The sequence below is a fragment of the Pseudomonas sp. NFACC24-1 genome, from assembly GCF_900115235.1.
Taxonomy (GTDB): domain Bacteria; phylum Pseudomonadota; class Gammaproteobacteria; order Pseudomonadales; family Pseudomonadaceae; genus Aquipseudomonas; species Aquipseudomonas fluorescens_AA.
In genome coordinates this window covers 119,659-134,382 of sequence record NZ_FOVS01000003.1, presented here as the reverse complement: position 1 = coordinate 134,382, position 14,724 = coordinate 119,659, and the positions used below count along the sequence as shown (strand labels likewise).

Genomic DNA, 14,724 nt, shown 5'->3' with positions numbered 1-14,724 from the left:
ATGAGGCCGTGCGATCAATGAGCAACTGGGTAGATGCCCGACCAGCACCGCAACGTCCAGCCCTTCCTCATGCATGTTCGGGAAACGATCATGGTAGTGGGCCAATACCGGGGCCATGACATAACGGCTGAACAACGTGGGCAACAGAATCGTCAGATTGCCCTGCGCCTGGACATGCCAGCCCTTGGCCGACGCTTCAGCCTCATCAACGGCCTTGAGAATGCGTGAACAATCGGCCATGAAGCCGACCCCGGCTTCCGTCAGCACCACCCCACGCGTGCTTCGTGACAGCAGCTGCACACCCAGTCGCGCTTCCAGTCGAGCGACCGCACGCATCACGGTCGGTCCGGAGACGTTGAGGCGCTGGGCGGCCGAGTCGAGGCTGGGGCACTGCGACAGCGCGTGAAATATCAGCATTTCATGGTGGCGCGCCATCAGCCGGTGCCTTTTACGACAGGCTTGAGCGTGACGTCGTCTCCCAGCCGATCGGCGAGGAAGTCCACGAACGTACGCACCTTGGCCGGTACTCGATTGCTCTTCTGATACACCACGTGAATCGGCAACGCCGGTGGTTCGAAGGCCTTGAGCACCACTTCCAGTTCACCCTCGGCGACCTGCCGGGCCACTTGATAGGACAATACCCGGGTAACGCCCCAGCCCTGGCGGGCGATATTGATCGCAGCCTGATTCGCGGTCACCACCAGGCGTGGGTCAACCCGCAGGCTCAGCGAATTTGCTTCGTCCATGAACTGCCAGTGGCTCAGCAAATGACTGGCCGAAGACATCACGATATTGGCCTTGCTCAACTCGCCAGGATGGGTCGGCCGTCCATGGCGCTGGAAATAGGCCGGGGCGCCGCAAATCACTTGGCGTACCTCACCGACCTTGATGGCGTGCTGATTGTTTTCCTGCAAATGGCCGATACGGATCGCCACATCGATGCCCTCGTCGGCGATATTCACTACGCGGTCGACCAACAAGGCATTGAGGTGTACCGAGGGGAATCGATCCAGGTAATCCGTCAGCAAGGGCGCGATGTACAACTCGCCAAACAGCACCGGCGCGGTGACCGTCAGATATCCGCAGGGGATCGAGTAACTGCCGGCGGCGGCCTCCTCGGCCTCTTCGAGTTCACTCAGGATCCGTCGGCAATCTTCCAGGTAGCGTTGCCCCGCTTCGGTCAGGTGCACATTGCGGGTGGTACGGGACAACAGCTGGGTGCCGATCCGTTCCTCCATCGCCGCAATGGCCCGCGTCACGCTCGGTGGCGAAATGCGCAAGCGCCGGGCGGCAGCGGCGAACCCTTCCTCCTCGGCAACCACCATGAAAATCTGCATTTCCTGAAAGCGATCCATGGGTGATCCAGCCTTGCGTGAGGGAGATTGAATATACGGGCCGGTTACGGCCTCAAGGCTTGCCGGAGGAGGCCTCCCGACAAGCTCCTGCGGTCTGTCTCAGGCTTGCTGCAAGCCCTTGGCGGTGCGCTGCATGCCGACGAAATTCGGCAAGGCTTCGATGCTGCCCAGCCAGGCACGGACATTCGGGTAGTCGGTCAGCGCGACGTTGCCTTCCGGTGCATGGGACACGTAGGTGTACGCGGCCACGTCAGCGATGGTCGGTTGCTCACCGGCCAGAAACCGGCTTTGCCCCAACTCCGTCTCCATCACCTTCAACAGGGCGTGGGAACGCTTGATGGCATCTTCGGCGTCATAGCCGGCGCCGAACACGGTGATCAATCGGGCGTTGGCCGGCCCCTGGTTGATCTGGCCCGCGGCCACCGAAAGCCAGCGCTGCACCCGGGCCTGGGCGAGCGGATCGCTGGGCAACCACTGGCCCTTGCCGTACTTGGCCGCGAGGTAGACCAGGATCGCGTTCGAGTCAGCCAACACAACACCGTTGTCATCGATCACCGGCACCTGGCCGAAACTGTTGATGGCGAGGAACTCCGGGGTCTTGTGCTCGCCTTTCATCAAGTCCACGAATACCAGTTCGGTCGGCAGGCCCAGCAGCGAGAGCATCAGCTCGACACGATGGGCGTGGCCCGACAACGGATGGCGATAAAGTTTGATCGCTTTCTCAGACATGACGTACTCCATGTTGTTTGGGCTCGAAGCGGTGATCGCGTCGATGGGGCTATCCTCTGCTCCTGCTCCGGACAGCGGAATAACCAGCTTTTACAATCCAGCATTTCACCCAGTGAAACGATCGGAGGCCCTAGACCTCAAGCACCAGCGGCTCGCTGCCTTGGGCCGGCACCGCGCAACAGATCAGCACTTCACCGTCGCCAACCGGTTCGGCCGGCTGGCTCAGGTAATGCACCTGGCCGCGGCTCAAGCGGGTTTTGCAGGTGCCACAGGAGCCGCCGCGGCAGCTGAATTCCGGGTTCAGGCCGCGCGCTTCGGCCAGTTCCAGCAGCGTTCCGCCGCCGGGTTCCCAACGGGCCTCCTTGCCGGAACTGGCGAACAAGACCTTCACCGCTTCAGTCGCGGCCGGCACTTGCTGGGGCGCTGGCATGCTGACTTCGATGTCCCGCACAAGGGTGGAGGGACCGAAGGTTTCCGCATGGATGCGATCATCAGGGATGCGCAATTTGCGCAACCCGTCGTACAGCGCCTGGGTAAAGCTGCCCGGCCCACACAAATAGAAGTCGTAGTCGTTGAGCGGCAACAGTTTCTTCAGCAGTTCCACATCGATCCGGCCCGCCAGGTCATAGCCTTCACCCACCTTGGCTTCGGTGGGCGGTTGGCTGACCATGCGCACAACCTGGAGCTTGTCGCCGGCACGGGCGGCCAGTTCGTCGATCTCTTCGCGGAATGCCAGGTCGGCCACCGAGCGGGCGCTTTGCACCAGCCAGACCGGGCGCATGCGGCTGATGCGTTGCCCCTGGTAAACCACCTCGCGCAACATCGACAACAACGGCGTGATGCCCACCCCCGCCGCCAGCAATACCAACGGACGCCGCTCGGTGGCCTGGACAGTGAAATGGCCCTGGGGCGCCCGCGCTTCGATCTCGTGCAGCGCCCGCACCTGCTCATGCAGGTGGGACGACACCGATCCATCGCGCTTGACGCTGATGCGCAGGAAATCATCCGACGGCGCACTGGAAACGCTATAGGTCCGGATCGACGGCGCTTTCTGCCCCTCCAGCTGGATCCGCACCGGCAAATGTTGCCCGGCTTCAAACCGGGGCAACCCCAAGCCATCGCTCGCCTGCAGGTAGAACGAACGAATGTTGTGGCTCTCATCCACGACTCGCGCAACCCGCAACGCACGCCAGCGGCTACGCAGCGCCTCAGCCTGCAAACGCTCGGCGGCTTGCTCCCAACTGCCGGTCATCAATGAATTGGGCGAATCGCCTTCATCCTGATCCTTCCAGCGCAGCGCGATGGCGGCCGGACGATAGACGATGCGTTGCGGTGTGAAGCGCAGCAGCCGCTCGGCGCCTTGGAAGGCATTGATCTCGGGGTCGTCCAGCAGGACTTGCGCCGAGCCACTCATTTGCAGCAGATCGCCGGTCTGGAAATCGACGAACACCAGCCCGGCCCGCGGGTTGAGCAGGATGTTGCCCAGGGTGTTGAAAAACAGATTGCCGGAAAAATCCGGAATGGTCAGCGACCCGTCTTCATCCATGCGTACGAACCCCGGCTTGCCGCCACGGTGAGAAGCATCGACCTGCCGCTCGCCATCGCGCACCACGTAGGTGGTGATATAAAACGAGTCGGCCGCCGTCACCAGGCGCCGGACCAGGGGGTCTGACACGGTCAACTGCCGCGGCGCGACCGCCTGTGCGTCGACAAATCGATACTGGCGCAGGTTGATGTAGCGAGGGCAGTTGCCATAGGCCTGGCTCACTGCAATCTCCAGCCCTGGGGCAAGCTGACGGCGCACGACGCCATTCATGCGATTACGCCGACGGGTGTGCAATTCGATCCCCAGCATGCCGATGGCATCCCCCTCGCCCATGCCCTCCTGGGCCGGGTCGTTCGGCTCGGGCTCGAGGTTGATGTGCAGGGTCTGCGGATCGGGCGAATTCATGAAACCCGGTTGCCCCGCGCGCAGGGTCGCCCACACGTCGCCTTGCCGATCCACCGCCCCCAGTACCACGAAAGGCAGTTGGGCGTAGAACTCCCGGTGCTGGTCCGGCATCCACGTCCGCGCCAGTTGCCGTTGGCCGACACTGGCCATCATGTCGACTGCCCCGACGGAGCGCTGCAAGGTCAGCTCTCCTTCGTGCCAGGGCGAGGTTTTTGCTTGCAAGGCTTCGTCCATCAGCTACTCCTCGCGCTCGCAGCATGAATGCCTGCGCCAGTGCGCTACGGTTGGGGATTCTCCGCCATCGTTTGCACGGGTGTGCATGTGGCTGGCGTTATCTTCTGCCCAAAGCGGTTGCGCAGGAATACGCACGAACTGCAATCCACCGTTTCATAAAATGGAATGGTGGGCTCATGGCCTGACACTGGCGAAATGCTTGGTCAATTCGAGCAAGGTCACCCGCAACTCCGGAGGCCGCACGGGCTTGGCCAGGATCGAAATGTTCATGTGGTGCAGTGCGTGGCGAATTCTTTCGATTTCATGGCCGGTCATGATCATGGCGGGGACTTCCCAGCCCCGCTGTTCGCGAATCGCGGCGATGCATTCGGCGCCCGAGACTTTCGTACCCAGGTCGAAGTCGGCAATGATGATGTCGCAGTCACTGGTCACACCCACCCCGTCGCTGTGGGTTTCCACCTCGCATCCCCACTTCTCCAACAGCGCCGACGTCGCCATCAGCACGTTGGCGTCATCCTCCACCAGGCACACCCGCAAGCCCTGCAAACGACTTTGCGTGGGCACCGGCCTGTTCACCACAGCCCTTGGCGCGACCCTTTCCAGCCCTTGGATCGTGGCGCGCGTGCCCTGGCCGAGCCGGGAGTCCAGCTGGATGTCCAGATTGATCAGGTGGCTGATTCGCTTGACGATGGACAACCCCAGGCCCAGCCCCTCGACATCCTTGTCACGGACATGGCGTACCCGATAAAACTCCTTGAACACCTCAGGCAGATGTTCGGCGGCAATGCCCCGGCCCTTGTCGTAGATGACAATGGCCAGGCCATTGCCTTTCGGACGCACACCGATCAACACCGGTTGGCCGGGAGCATATTTGAGCGTATTGGAGACCAGGTTCTGCACCATGGTCGCCAACAAACCGGCATTGACACTGACCCAGTGCCGGCAAGGCCGCAGGCGCAACTCGACACCGGCCCAGCGGGCGGCTTCGGCGTTCTGCTTGACCACGTCCTGGAGCAACGCGCCCAGGTGCACGGGTTCGGCCTGGGGTTCAAGCTGCCCGTTGTCGAGGGTGTAGATGTCCAGAATCGAACGAAACAGTTGCGACACGATGTGCAGCGAACGGTCGATGTTGTCCACCAGTCGCAGCTCTTCCTGTCCCAGCCGGGCATCGCGCAGGCAGGCGGTGAACAAGCCGATCGAGTGGATCGGCTGGCGCAAGTCATGGCTGGCCTGGGCCAGGAAGCGGGATTTTTCCTGGTTCGCGGCAATCGCCTCTTCCGAAGCGATGCGGGTACGGGTCAGCAGGATATGCGCATAGGCAGGCACCACGATGGTGGTGACGATCAACGTCAGGAACAGATAGGGCTGGCCACGCCAGAACGGCGTGAGCATGAAAATCACCCCCAGGGTCGACAGCGCGAGAGCGGTTGCCAGCGCCAGGTAGCGCGAGCCGAAGCGCATGCCATTGCCCAACGTGACCCAGAGCACGGCCGCGTACACCGGCAGCATACCCTCTCCACCCACGATCAAGGCGAAGGCGAGGCTTGCATAATCCAAGGTCATGGCAAAAAGACGACGCAGGAAGAAGTGCCCGGGCCAGCGCTTGACCGCCATGCGCAGCGGGACCGCGGCACCGAAGAAAAAGGCCATGTACCACAGGATCGGTACATAGGTTTCGAAGTCGCTGGCCAGAAAGGCCACCACAATGATGTAAAGCGCAGTACACGCCCCGACCGTCAATCTCAATGTCGCCTGATCAAGCTCGCTATTCTTTTCCGTCATAGTCACAGGAGTATTCCCAACATGAAAGTTTGTATCAACTTGAAAACCAAGAGAGTCGTTTAGGTTACGATGTGCGAACTTGAAGTCAGAAGGATCTGAAGCATGACATGCAGAGTCATTGTGGCAGATGACCATCCCTTGTTTCGTGAAGGGATGTTGAGAACCATCGAACGGCTTCTGCCGACAGCCACCATAGAACAAGCTGGCAACCTGGATGAAGTATTGACGCTGGCGCGTTCCGGGGTGGAAGTGGATTCCCTGATACTCGACTTGCGCTTTCCCGGAATCAAATCGTTGCAAGTCATAGGCCAGTTGCGCAGTGAATTCAAACGGACCTCCATTATTGTGGTTTCCATGATGGATGACATCGAGGTTATTTCCCAGGTGATGGCGCTGGGTGCCGACGGTTTCATCGGCAAGAATATCGACCCCTCCGATATTGCCGAGGCCATCATGGCAATACGTGAAGGCGAAGTGGTGGTGAAGTATCAAGCCGAAAACTCGGTACTGGACGATGCGCTTTCCCAGTTGACCGTACGCCAACGGCAAGTGCTTGGGTTGATCGCGGCCGGCAAGACCAACAAGGAAATAGCCCGGGACCTGGGTATTTCCCCGTTCACGGTGCGCATCCATGTCTCGAGCCTGCTCAAATCCCTGGGTGTCCCCACGCGCGCGGCAGCCGCGGCGCAATTTTCCAACTTCCCAAGCAATGGCGGATGGTCGGAAAAACAAGACGACTAAATGTATGACGGCCGCAAGTATTCATTGAGCGTTACCCTCCCTGCTGACCTCCCCAAGCCATAGCACACTTGTACTATAGCTTCGCCCAGTACTCTCCCCCTAAGCTGTGGGCGCTCCATACAAAGGCTGTCCAAACAGCCAAACATAACGAAAGCCAACGCGCCATTCGCCGTGCAGTATCACTGTGCCTATCGAAACGTCATGGCGTGCGCAGCCTATGGATTAAATAAGTCCACAGGCGGCGCAATGCTGGGTCAACTTCACCGTCTGCGCGGTTGAAATGGAATGGTCCTGACATTAACTCAAGGTAAGTCATCATGTCCTTCGAATATGGAAAAACACTTAGAAATGGATTGGCGCTGTGCGTACTGGCGGGCGTACTCAACGGTTGTGCAAACACCGGTGACTTGGGCAACTTGGGCAACTTGATGGGCTCCTTGAATCAGGGCGCCAAAAAATACGACGTCTCTTACCTCAAGCAAACGATCATTCCGGGCAAGACGACAAAAAGCCAGATCACCCAAATGTTCGGCGCGCCGACGAATGAAGAGCTCAATTCGACCAGCTCCAGCAACGAGTCGAACTGGACCTATGAAAAGAGTGATGAGGGCCTGGATAAATACATGAAGCTGGCCAATAAGTACGTGTCGACCGAGACGCGCATGAAAATGGCCGACACCTCGGCACAGCTGTCCAAGGCACAGACCGTGGCTAACGACGTCAGCAGCGTGACCGGCGGGAAAACGGGCCAAAGCCAGACCCAGGGTTCGGTGTTGACCATTTATTTCGTCGATGACGTCGTGAAGTACTACAGGGTCTACTGAAGCAATGACTCATCCGTTGGGGACAGCATCAAGCCTGTCCCCAACCTTCACCGATCACTCCTTCCACGTACCTCCGCTCAAGGCGCAACTCTTGCGGGTGCTGTCCAACAGCTCAGCGGTACGCTTGTAGTAATAAAAGTCCACACCCTGCCCGTTCACATTCACACAGGTGCCCTGGGGATTCTCCGGGCAGGTTTGCGAGTAGGTGATCCTGCCCGCTTCGCCACCAAGCGCGACCGGCATGTTGGCGAAGGATTCACAGCTGGCGCGGAACTTGGCCGCCGGTTGCTTATCGCTCGTCTGCACGCAGTCTTTCGCCTCGATGTGCTGCCCCATGACGGCCATTTCACCCTCCATCGTGCACGCCTGGCTACCTGCATGGGCCACTGAAGCGCACAGCATCGTGGCGCTGATCACACTGAAAAAACGAACGACTCCGTTCATGTACTCTCCCGACGTCCTGAGTGGTCATACCTCCTGAAGTATCCTGACTCGGGCAACAATTCTGAATAGCACAGATGGGCTAGCCGCTACGCTTGCTCAAGGCATCAGAGACACATGAGGTTCGAACGCCCGTGGAAAAGAACAGTGAACTGGATCAGGCCACGTTGCGCCTGACCGTCAGCGCCTGTGCGCTGTTGTATATCGTCGTGCTGGCCAGCCTCTCCCCAGACGCCGCGCGTTATGTGCCGATCATTGTCTATATCACCACGTTCATCTTCGCCTCGGTGTTCCTGCGCATGGCGATCAAACGCTGGCCGGGGCATTTCTTCTGGCGGCGTCTCTTCGCCATGTTGCATGACTACACCGGCATCGCTTTCTCCATGATCGTCGGTGGCGAAGGCGCACTGCCGATCTACGCCGCACTGCTCTGGGTCACCCTGGGCAATGGCATGCGCTTCGGCTCGCGCTACCTGGCACTGGCAACCGTTATCGCGCTGTCGACCCTGGTGCTGATTTTCTGGCTCAACCCGTTCTGGCGTACCCAACCCTATATGTTCCTGATGCTGATCGTCACCACCATCGTGGTGCCGGCCTATGCGCACATTTTGCTCAAGCGCACCCGCATTGCTTCGGAAGAGGCGATTGCCGCGAACCAGGAGAAATCCCGCTTCCTGGCCCAGGCCAGCCATGACCTGCGCCAACCGATCCACTCCATCGGCCTGTTCACCGCCTGCCTGCGTGACGCCAGGCTGGGCCTGGAGGAATTGCGGCTGGTGGACAACATCGACCGTTCGCTGCACACCGTCTCGCAGCTGTTCCGTTCGATCCTCGATATCTACACCCTGGACCATGGCAAGCTGGTACCGCAGGCCGACACCGTCCACCTGGGTGCGTTACTGCAGGACGTGGTCAAGCAGAATACCGAGGCGGCTCGCTGGGCCGGGGTCGAGCTACGCTTGCGCGCCTGCCCTTACTGGGTGAGCGTCAATCCCGGACTGCTGACCACCATGGTCCAGAACCTGCTGTCCAACGCCCTCAAGTATGCCCCCGGGCAACCGGTGCTGATCGGCGTACGGCGCCAGGGCCAGGGTCTGGCCGTGGTGATCTACGACAAAGGACGCGGCATCGCCCGCGAGCACTTGCCCGAAGTGTTCAAGGAGTTCTACCGTGTACGCCATGCGCGCGACAAAGACGTCGAGGGGCTCGGCCTGGGCCTGTCCATCGTCAAGCGCATCAGCCAACTGCTCAATGTCGGCATCCACATCCGTTCGAAAGTCGGACAAGGCACCCGGGTGGCAATCAGCGGCCTGGAACAAGTGTCCCCCCGCCCCCTGGTGCCCAAGGCGGCGAGCGTTCACGAGCGCCTGAAGGGGTTGCGGGTGTGCCTGGTGGAAGACGACGCCAACGTCCTGATGGCGACATCCACGCTGTTGGAAAAATGGGGGTGTGAAGTGCAAGGTCACAGTGACGGCGAAGGATTGACCAGCGACTGCGACATCATCATTGCCGACTACGACCTGGGCACCAAGGTCTCCGGTGCCGAGTGCATCGCCGCGATACGCGCACAGCGCGGCTGGCAAGTCCCGGCGCTGGTCATCACCGGACACGAGATCGAGCGCATACGCCAGTCATTGCAAAGCCTGAACATCTCGGTGCTGGCCAAGCCCGTGCGACCGCCGGAGCTGCGAACAGTATTGCTTGAACTGCTCAAGTCCATGGATCGCCAGGGCGAGGGCTCAGCTCACCTCAACCCACCCAACCGATAGCCGTCTTGGGAATCACCTCGGACTCATCGAGCTTGGAGGCAAACATGCTCACCGCATCGAGGGCATCGGTGGTCCCGTTCCGGATCTGCACGATGACCGATCCGGCCTGGTCTGCCAGGGTGACACCGCGCAAGGCGCCCTCGTGGGTCACGTTCATGCTCGCGACGGCATCGCGGGTTTCGGAGAGGATCATGCCGATCATTTCGGCAATCTCCGAGGTGGAACGACTGGTGCGCCCGGCCAGTTGCCGGACCTCGTCGGCCACCACCGCGAACCCCCGCCCCTGATCGCCGGCCCGCGCAGCCTCGATGGCCGCGTTGAGGGCCAGCAGGTTGGTCTGGTCGGCAATGCCGCGAATGGTATTGACGATGGCCGTGATCTCTTCCGAACGTGCGCCCAGTTGCCCAACGAGGCGCGCGGAGGCGCCGATATTCTCGGCGATCTCGCGCATCTCCTTGGCGGTCTGGTGGATCACCTGGGCGCCCTGCTCGGCCACGCGTTCGGTCTCGGCGGAGATGTGGTACGCACGGGAAGCGCCGCGTGAGTCCTCTTCGAATTTCTCTACCCGTTCGGTGATGTCACTGGCGAACTTCACAATCTTGCACAACTTGCCTTCGGCGTCGTAGACCGGGTTGTAGCTGGCTTCCAGCCAGACAACTTTGCCGTTTTTGCCGAGACGCTTGAATTGCCCGCTGAAAAACTCACCGGCGTTCAGACGACGCCAGAAATCACTGTACTCCGAACTACTTACCAGGCTCGGTTCGCAAAACATCCGGTGGTGCTTGCCCTTGAGTTCGGCCAGTGAGTAATGCATGACATTCATGAAGTTGTCGTTGGCGGTCAGGATGTTGCCACCCAGGTCGAACTCGATGACCGCCATGGCCCGGTCGAGGGCCGCCAGCCGTGCACGGGTTTCGGCCTCGGCGGTGACCTTGGCGGTGACATCGAGTGCGTACTTGACCACCTTCACGACACGGCCTTGTTCGTCCACCACCGGGTTATAGCTGGCTTCCAGCCACACGTTCTGGCCTGACGCGCTGCGGCGGTGAAACGTGCCGGATACGAATTGACCGCTGCGCAACTTGTTCCAGAATTCACGGTACTCGGCGCTGCCCGCCAACGCCGGAGGGCAGAAATCCCGGTGGGACAGGCTAGCCAATTGTTCCGCACGGTAACCCATCGAGCTCAGGAAATTCTCGTTCGCCCGAAGGACCTTGCCATCGGGGCTGAACTCGATAACAGCCATCGACCGCTCCAGGGCGCCGACCAGTCCTTTGTAAGTTGCCAATTCGGCCGTCCTAGCCGTCAGTTCATCTTTTAGTTTTTTATTAAACATGACGTACCCTCGAAGTGACCGGACCTTTATATACATATCGACCGGTTTGCCGGGGGCTGAACGGTATAGCGTAATTATGTTTCGGCGCCAAAACCCACCGAATCCATCAACCAGGTTCTAAAGGCCTGCACCTTTGGGGCATCGGCCAGTTCATGTGGGGTGACGAAGTAAAAACCCAGGTCAGACTTCAATCGCAGATCAAAAGGCGCAACCAAGCGGCCCGCCTTCAGGTCATCCTCGACATACGTTGAACGGCCGATACACACCCCCAGGCCGTCGACCGCCGCCTGCACAGCCATCATGGCCAGGTCGAAGGTCAGCCGGCTGCCTTCGGCCAGGCTTTTCGGCTGGCCAGCGGCACTCAACCACGAACGCCAGTCGTCACGGGTCACCCCGCTGACCTGCAACAAGGTGTGCCGGGCCAGATCGCCAGGGTCCTGCAAGGGGGTGGGACCTTGCAACAGCCTGGGACTGCATACCGGGAAGATTTCGTCGGCCATCAGCCAGTCGGCCCGCACGCCCTTCCAGTCCCCGACACCGTAACGGATGGCCGCATCGACGCCGCCCCTGCGAAAATCCACCCGTTCGGTGGATGCAGTGACGCGCACATCGATATTGGGGAACGCCTGCTGGAAGGAGGCCAGCCGCGGCAGCAACCATTTGGAGGCAAACGAAACCAGGGTGCTGATCGTCAAGACACTGTTGTTGCGGCTTTCCAGCAACGTCTCGGTGCAATAGCGCAGTTCATGGAAGGCGGCCCGAACGCCTGGGAAATAGGCCTGACCTTCAGGAGTCAGGGCCAGGCCGTCCTTGAGCCGCAGGAACAAGCGCACGCCCAGCTCCTCTTCGAGCCGGCGGATCTGATGGCTTATGGCTGTTTGAGTGACGTTCAGCTCGGCTGCGGCGTTGGTAAAGCTCATGTGCCTGGCGGCTGACTCGAATGCTTTAAGGCCATTCAAAGAAGGGATTCGGGTGGCCATGGAGGTTTGCTGCGCTCATGAGATTTTGTCATACGCTAGCACTGAAGATGTCCTTTGAAAATGTCCCGCCCCTCACCGATTCTGGCGGCCCGCCCCCCGCCTGTGAGGAAACCATGAAACTGTACTTTGCCCCCATGACCTGCTCATTGTCCCCGCACATCGTGCTGCGGGAATTGGGCCTGCCCTTTGAATTGATCCGGGTCGACAACAAGACCAAGCGAACCGCCGACGGGCTCGACTTCCTGAGCATCAACCCCAAGGGCTACGTAGCCGCCTTGGTGTTGGAAAACGGCAGCGTGCTGACCGAGGGCCCCGCCATTGTCCAGTACCTGGCCGACATGGCCCCCGGCAACACGCTAGCCCCGGCCAATGGCACCTGGGAGCGGGTTCGCCTGCAGGAGTGGTTGAACTTCATCAGCGCCGAAATCCACAGCGGCTGTGCCCCGCTGTTCAACGCCGACATCGCAGAGCCCACCAAGGCAATCTTCAAGGCAAGACTGTTCAAGCGCCTGGACTACCTCAGCCAGGCCCTTGCACGACAGGACTACCTGATGGGCAGCTTCGGCCTGGCCGACGCTTATCTGTTTACCGTTTTGAACTGGTTGCCGTTGTTCAATATCGAGATCGGGGACTGGCCGGTGCTGGCGTCGTTCATGACCCGAGTCGCAGCACGCCCCAGCGTCCGGGCGGCCATGGCGGCGGAAGCGGCCTAGCCACCGGCCAGCGATCACCTTCGCGGTTTTGTCCGCAAGGCAGCATCATAAAAAATTCATGGTGCCGGAGCATGCTCGCTACGTTTGCTGATTACTTTCGTTCCCATTCAGCGAGGTAGGATCATGCCACCACAAGGACTCCCGGTGGACTTCGCCCATCGACCACGGCTTGCCGATCTGCAGCCCCTGCAGGAACCCGCCAGGCGCGTGTCCGGCACCCTGGGCAAACAGCCAGAGCCGGCCGTCACACCGGCGGTGCAGTTGCAGGACCGGCGGGGATACGACAGCGGCTTTCTTGGTGACTTCATAGTGCCTTGGCCAAGCGTGGAAGCGGCGTTGGTCGATGACGTCTACCCGACCGGCACCGTCGACAATCGCCTGGATTATCAGCACTTCTCCATCGCTCTTTCGCGACGGCGACGCCTGGCCCTGGTGGCGGGCGTCAACATCGATGGTGCCCGCAGTGTCGAGATCGACCGGGGGCGTGACGCCTGGGCGTATGACGGTCGAATCCCCAGCGATGCCCAGATTGGAGAAGCGCTGTACGCCGGCAATTTGCTGGATCGCGGTCATCTGGTCAGACGTCAGGATCCCAATTGGGGCCCCGATGCACAGACCGCCAACAACGACACCTTCCACTTCACCAATTGCTCGCCGCAGATGGCAGCCTTCAATCAAAAAACCTGGCTTGAGCTTGAGGATTACATCCTCGATAACACGCGTCGGTGGAAAGCCAGGGCGACGATATTTACCGGGCCCTTGTTCCGGGACGATGATCAAACGTACAGAGGCGTACAGATCCCCGCTGCGTTCTGGAAAGTCGTGGCCTTTCTCGGTGACGACGGTAAACCTTCGGCCAGTGCCTACATGATTGATCAGCGTCAGGAACTGGAAAAATTGGAACTTGTGTTCGGAGCACTCAAGACCTACCGACGCAGCGTCGATCAAATTGAAGCGCTGACCGGTATCCGCTTTGGCGACTTGGCCGACTACGACGGCTTTTCCAATGAAGAACGACTGACAGGTACGAGGATTGAAGCGCCGATCAGAGGACCTGAAGACATCCGCCTTTGAAAACGGTGGGAGATTCTATGTTGCAGGGCAACCCTGCAACATAGGCGTTGGCTGGTATTCGCTCTGATTTTTCATCAAGGCAAATGCCACTCGGCAGAGCTTGCGGGGTAGTACCACCAAGGCCTGGGTTTTTGAAAAGCCTCTCGCTAGGTACGACTCGTAAAATGGTTTCCATCTAGGCCATCGGCGCCGGTGTGATCTGGCTTGCCTGGCTGTGTCTGGTGCATTTGCCGTTATGGGCGGCGGTGTTGGCGTTCTGTTTTGGGCTGCCGCTGCTGGCTTTGATGGCCGCCCCTTTGGCGGCGGGCGGCGCGTTACTGGCCGGCTTGGTGGTGGGCGTTGTGACGCTGATCAGCCACTGGCTTTGTCGGCCAGTTCGAGTCGACGATTGATCTCTCGCTCACACACCGCTACCCAGCGCCAGTACTCCGCCATGTCGAGTTGGGCGATCTCAGACGGCTGCATCCTGAGCACCAGCAACAGGGCTTCGTCCCAGGACTGCAGCAAGGTCACGTGCGGCTGCCATTTCCCGCAACACCTCGGGTGGCTAGCCGGGAGTCGGCGATGTCGAATTCGCCGAGGTCTTCGAGCGTGATGCTGAGCATCTTGGCGACGAGCAGATCTTCCATGGCGCCTTCATCTTTGGTCACCGATTGAGCGGCGGTGATGTCTTTGCGTTTGAGGCGTTTGATGGGCAGCGTCGAGATCTGCTCACCGCTGGCGCTGTTGAAGGGGAATTTGAGGGTGAAGCTGAGTGCATCGGCCATCGGTTGCTCCAGGTTGATCGGAGGATCG

At 60.2% G+C, this 14,724-nt stretch carries 14 protein-coding genes and 2 pseudogenes; 5 read left to right on the top strand and 11 right to left on the bottom strand.

The genetic code is table 11. The features are described 5' to 3' along the window. Positions 1-3 precede the first annotated feature (3 nt). The 5 genes and pseudogenes from BM317_RS04795 to BM317_RS04775 form a co-directional block, all read right to left on the bottom strand. A pseudogene (locus BM317_RS04795) lies at positions 4-435 on the bottom strand (LysR family transcriptional regulator); the annotation flags it as partial. Beyond that, the gene (locus tag BM317_RS04790) at positions 435-1,355 is read right to left on the bottom strand and encodes a LysR family transcriptional regulator (RefSeq protein WP_092165137.1); all 921 of its coding nucleotides are present in this window, start codon (positions 1,353-1,355) and stop codon (positions 435-437) included. The pseudogene BM317_RS04795 and the gene BM317_RS04790, both read right to left, overlap by 1 nt. Before the next feature lie 99 nt (positions 1,356-1,454). Next, positions 1,455-2,084, bottom strand: coding sequence for a glutathione S-transferase family protein (locus BM317_RS04785; protein ID WP_092165136.1), 630 nt, complete (start codon positions 2,082-2,084; stop codon positions 1,455-1,457). Positions 2,085-2,214: 130 nt separating this feature from the next. Further along, positions 2,215-4,269: a 2Fe-2S iron-sulfur cluster-binding protein gene (locus BM317_RS04780; RefSeq protein WP_092473283.1), complete on the bottom strand. Its 2,055-nt coding sequence runs from the start codon at positions 4,267-4,269 to the stop codon at positions 2,215-2,217. Between the two features lie 174 nt (positions 4,270-4,443). Beyond that, positions 4,444-6,051, bottom strand: coding sequence for an ATP-binding response regulator (locus tag BM317_RS04775; protein ID WP_092165134.1), 1,608 nt, complete (start codon positions 6,049-6,051; stop codon positions 4,444-4,446). Between the two features lie 102 nt (positions 6,052-6,153). Here BM317_RS04775 and BM317_RS04770 point away from each other — a divergent pair, with 102 nt between their 5' ends. Both BM317_RS04770 and BM317_RS04765 read left to right on the top strand, forming a co-directional pair. Further along, positions 6,154-6,792: a response regulator gene (locus BM317_RS04770; protein ID WP_092165133.1), complete on the top strand. Its 639-nt coding sequence runs from the start codon at positions 6,154-6,156 to the stop codon at positions 6,790-6,792. A 317-nt stretch (positions 6,793-7,109) separates the two neighbouring features. Then, a complete protein-coding gene (locus tag BM317_RS04765; RefSeq protein WP_092165132.1) occupies positions 7,110-7,616 on the top strand; it encodes a hypothetical protein in 507 nt (168 codons plus the stop codon). Positions 7,617-7,670: 54 nt separating this feature from the next. Here BM317_RS04765 and BM317_RS04760 read toward each other — a convergent pair whose 3' ends face one another. Beyond that, a complete protein-coding gene (locus tag BM317_RS04760) occupies positions 7,671-8,060 on the bottom strand; it encodes a hypothetical protein (protein ID WP_139197802.1) in 390 nt (129 codons plus the stop codon). 131 nt (positions 8,061-8,191) lie between these two features. Between BM317_RS04760 and BM317_RS04755 the strand changes: the two genes are divergently transcribed. Then, positions 8,192-9,826: an ATP-binding response regulator gene (locus BM317_RS04755; RefSeq protein ID WP_092165127.1), complete on the top strand. Its 1,635-nt coding sequence runs from the start codon at positions 8,192-8,194 to the stop codon at positions 9,824-9,826. On the opposite strand, the gene BM317_RS04750 is transcribed toward BM317_RS04755, so the two are convergent. Beyond that, entirely contained in the window at positions 9,807-11,162 is a 1,356-nt protein-coding gene (locus tag BM317_RS04750) for a methyl-accepting chemotaxis protein (protein ID WP_170842260.1), read from the bottom strand. The two genes, BM317_RS04755 and BM317_RS04750, sit on opposite strands and share 20 nt — an antisense overlap. Before the next feature lie 74 nt (positions 11,163-11,236). Further along, positions 11,237-12,142 (bottom strand): transcriptional regulator GcvA, encoded by a 906-nt coding sequence (locus tag BM317_RS04745; protein ID WP_092473282.1) that lies wholly within the window; start codon positions 12,140-12,142, stop codon positions 11,237-11,239. Between the two features lie 113 nt (positions 12,143-12,255). Here BM317_RS04745 and gstA point away from each other — a divergent pair, with 113 nt between their 5' ends. Together gstA and BM317_RS04735 are read left to right on the top strand one after the other, a co-directional pair. After that, the gene (gene gstA / locus BM317_RS04740) at positions 12,256-12,855 is read left to right on the top strand and encodes a glutathione transferase GstA (protein WP_092473376.1); all 600 of its coding nucleotides are present in this window, start codon (positions 12,256-12,258) and stop codon (positions 12,853-12,855) included. 123 nt (positions 12,856-12,978) lie between these two features. Continuing rightward, entirely contained in the window at positions 12,979-13,929 is a 951-nt protein-coding gene (locus BM317_RS04735) for a DNA/RNA non-specific endonuclease (protein ID WP_092165118.1), read from the top strand. 15 nt (positions 13,930-13,944) lie between these two features. Here BM317_RS04735 and BM317_RS30975 read toward each other — a convergent pair. The 3 genes and pseudogenes from BM317_RS30975 to BM317_RS04725 form a co-directional block, all read right to left on the bottom strand. Then, positions 13,945-14,109 (bottom strand): annotated as a pseudogene (locus BM317_RS30975) (IS110 family transposase); the annotation flags it as partial. A 171-nt stretch (positions 14,110-14,280) separates the two neighbouring features. Next, positions 14,281-14,442, bottom strand: coding sequence for a hypothetical protein (locus BM317_RS30690; RefSeq protein ID WP_170842258.1), 162 nt, complete (start codon positions 14,440-14,442; stop codon positions 14,281-14,283). Further along, the gene (locus BM317_RS04725) at positions 14,439-14,696 is read right to left on the bottom strand and encodes a phage tail assembly protein (protein WP_256574038.1); all 258 of its coding nucleotides are present in this window, start codon (positions 14,694-14,696) and stop codon (positions 14,439-14,441) included. The genes BM317_RS30690 and BM317_RS04725 overlap by 4 nt, the downstream gene beginning before the upstream one ends. Between the last annotated feature and the right edge of the window lie 28 nt (positions 14,697-14,724).

Coding starts and splice junctions, on each gene's coding strand:
- BM317_RS04790 (WP_092165137.1), bottom strand. CDS start 1,355: ATGGATCGCTTTCAGGAAATGCAGATTTTCATGGTGGTTGCCGAGGAG.
- BM317_RS04785 (WP_092165136.1), bottom strand. CDS start 2,084: ATGTCTGAGAAAGCGATCAAACTTTATCGCCATCCGTTGTCGGGCCAC.
- BM317_RS04780 (WP_092473283.1), bottom strand. CDS start 4,269: ATGGACGAAGCCTTGCAAGCAAAAACCTCGCCCTGGCACGAAGGAGAG.
- BM317_RS04775 (WP_092165134.1), bottom strand. CDS start 6,051: ATGACGGAAAAGAATAGCGAGCTTGATCAGGCGACATTGAGATTGACG.
- BM317_RS04770 (WP_092165133.1), top strand. CDS start 6,154: ATGACATGCAGAGTCATTGTGGCAGATGACCATCCCTTGTTTCGTGAA.
- BM317_RS04765 (WP_092165132.1), top strand. CDS start 7,110: ATGTCCTTCGAATATGGAAAAACACTTAGAAATGGATTGGCGCTGTGC.
- BM317_RS04760 (WP_139197802.1), bottom strand. CDS start 8,060: ATGAACGGAGTCGTTCGTTTTTTCAGTGTGATCAGCGCCACGATGCTG.
- BM317_RS04750 (WP_170842260.1), bottom strand. CDS start 11,162: ATGTTTAATAAAAAACTAAAAGATGAACTGACGGCTAGGACGGCCGAA.
- BM317_RS04745 (WP_092473282.1), bottom strand. CDS start 12,142: ATGGCCACCCGAATCCCTTCTTTGAATGGCCTTAAAGCATTCGAGTCA.
- gstA (WP_092473376.1), top strand. CDS start 12,256: ATGAAACTGTACTTTGCCCCCATGACCTGCTCATTGTCCCCGCACATC.
- BM317_RS04735 (WP_092165118.1), top strand. CDS start 12,979: ATGCCACCACAAGGACTCCCGGTGGACTTCGCCCATCGACCACGGCTT.
- BM317_RS04725 (WP_256574038.1), bottom strand. CDS start 14,696: ATGGCCGATGCACTCAGCTTCACCCTCAAATTCCCCTTCAACAGCGCC.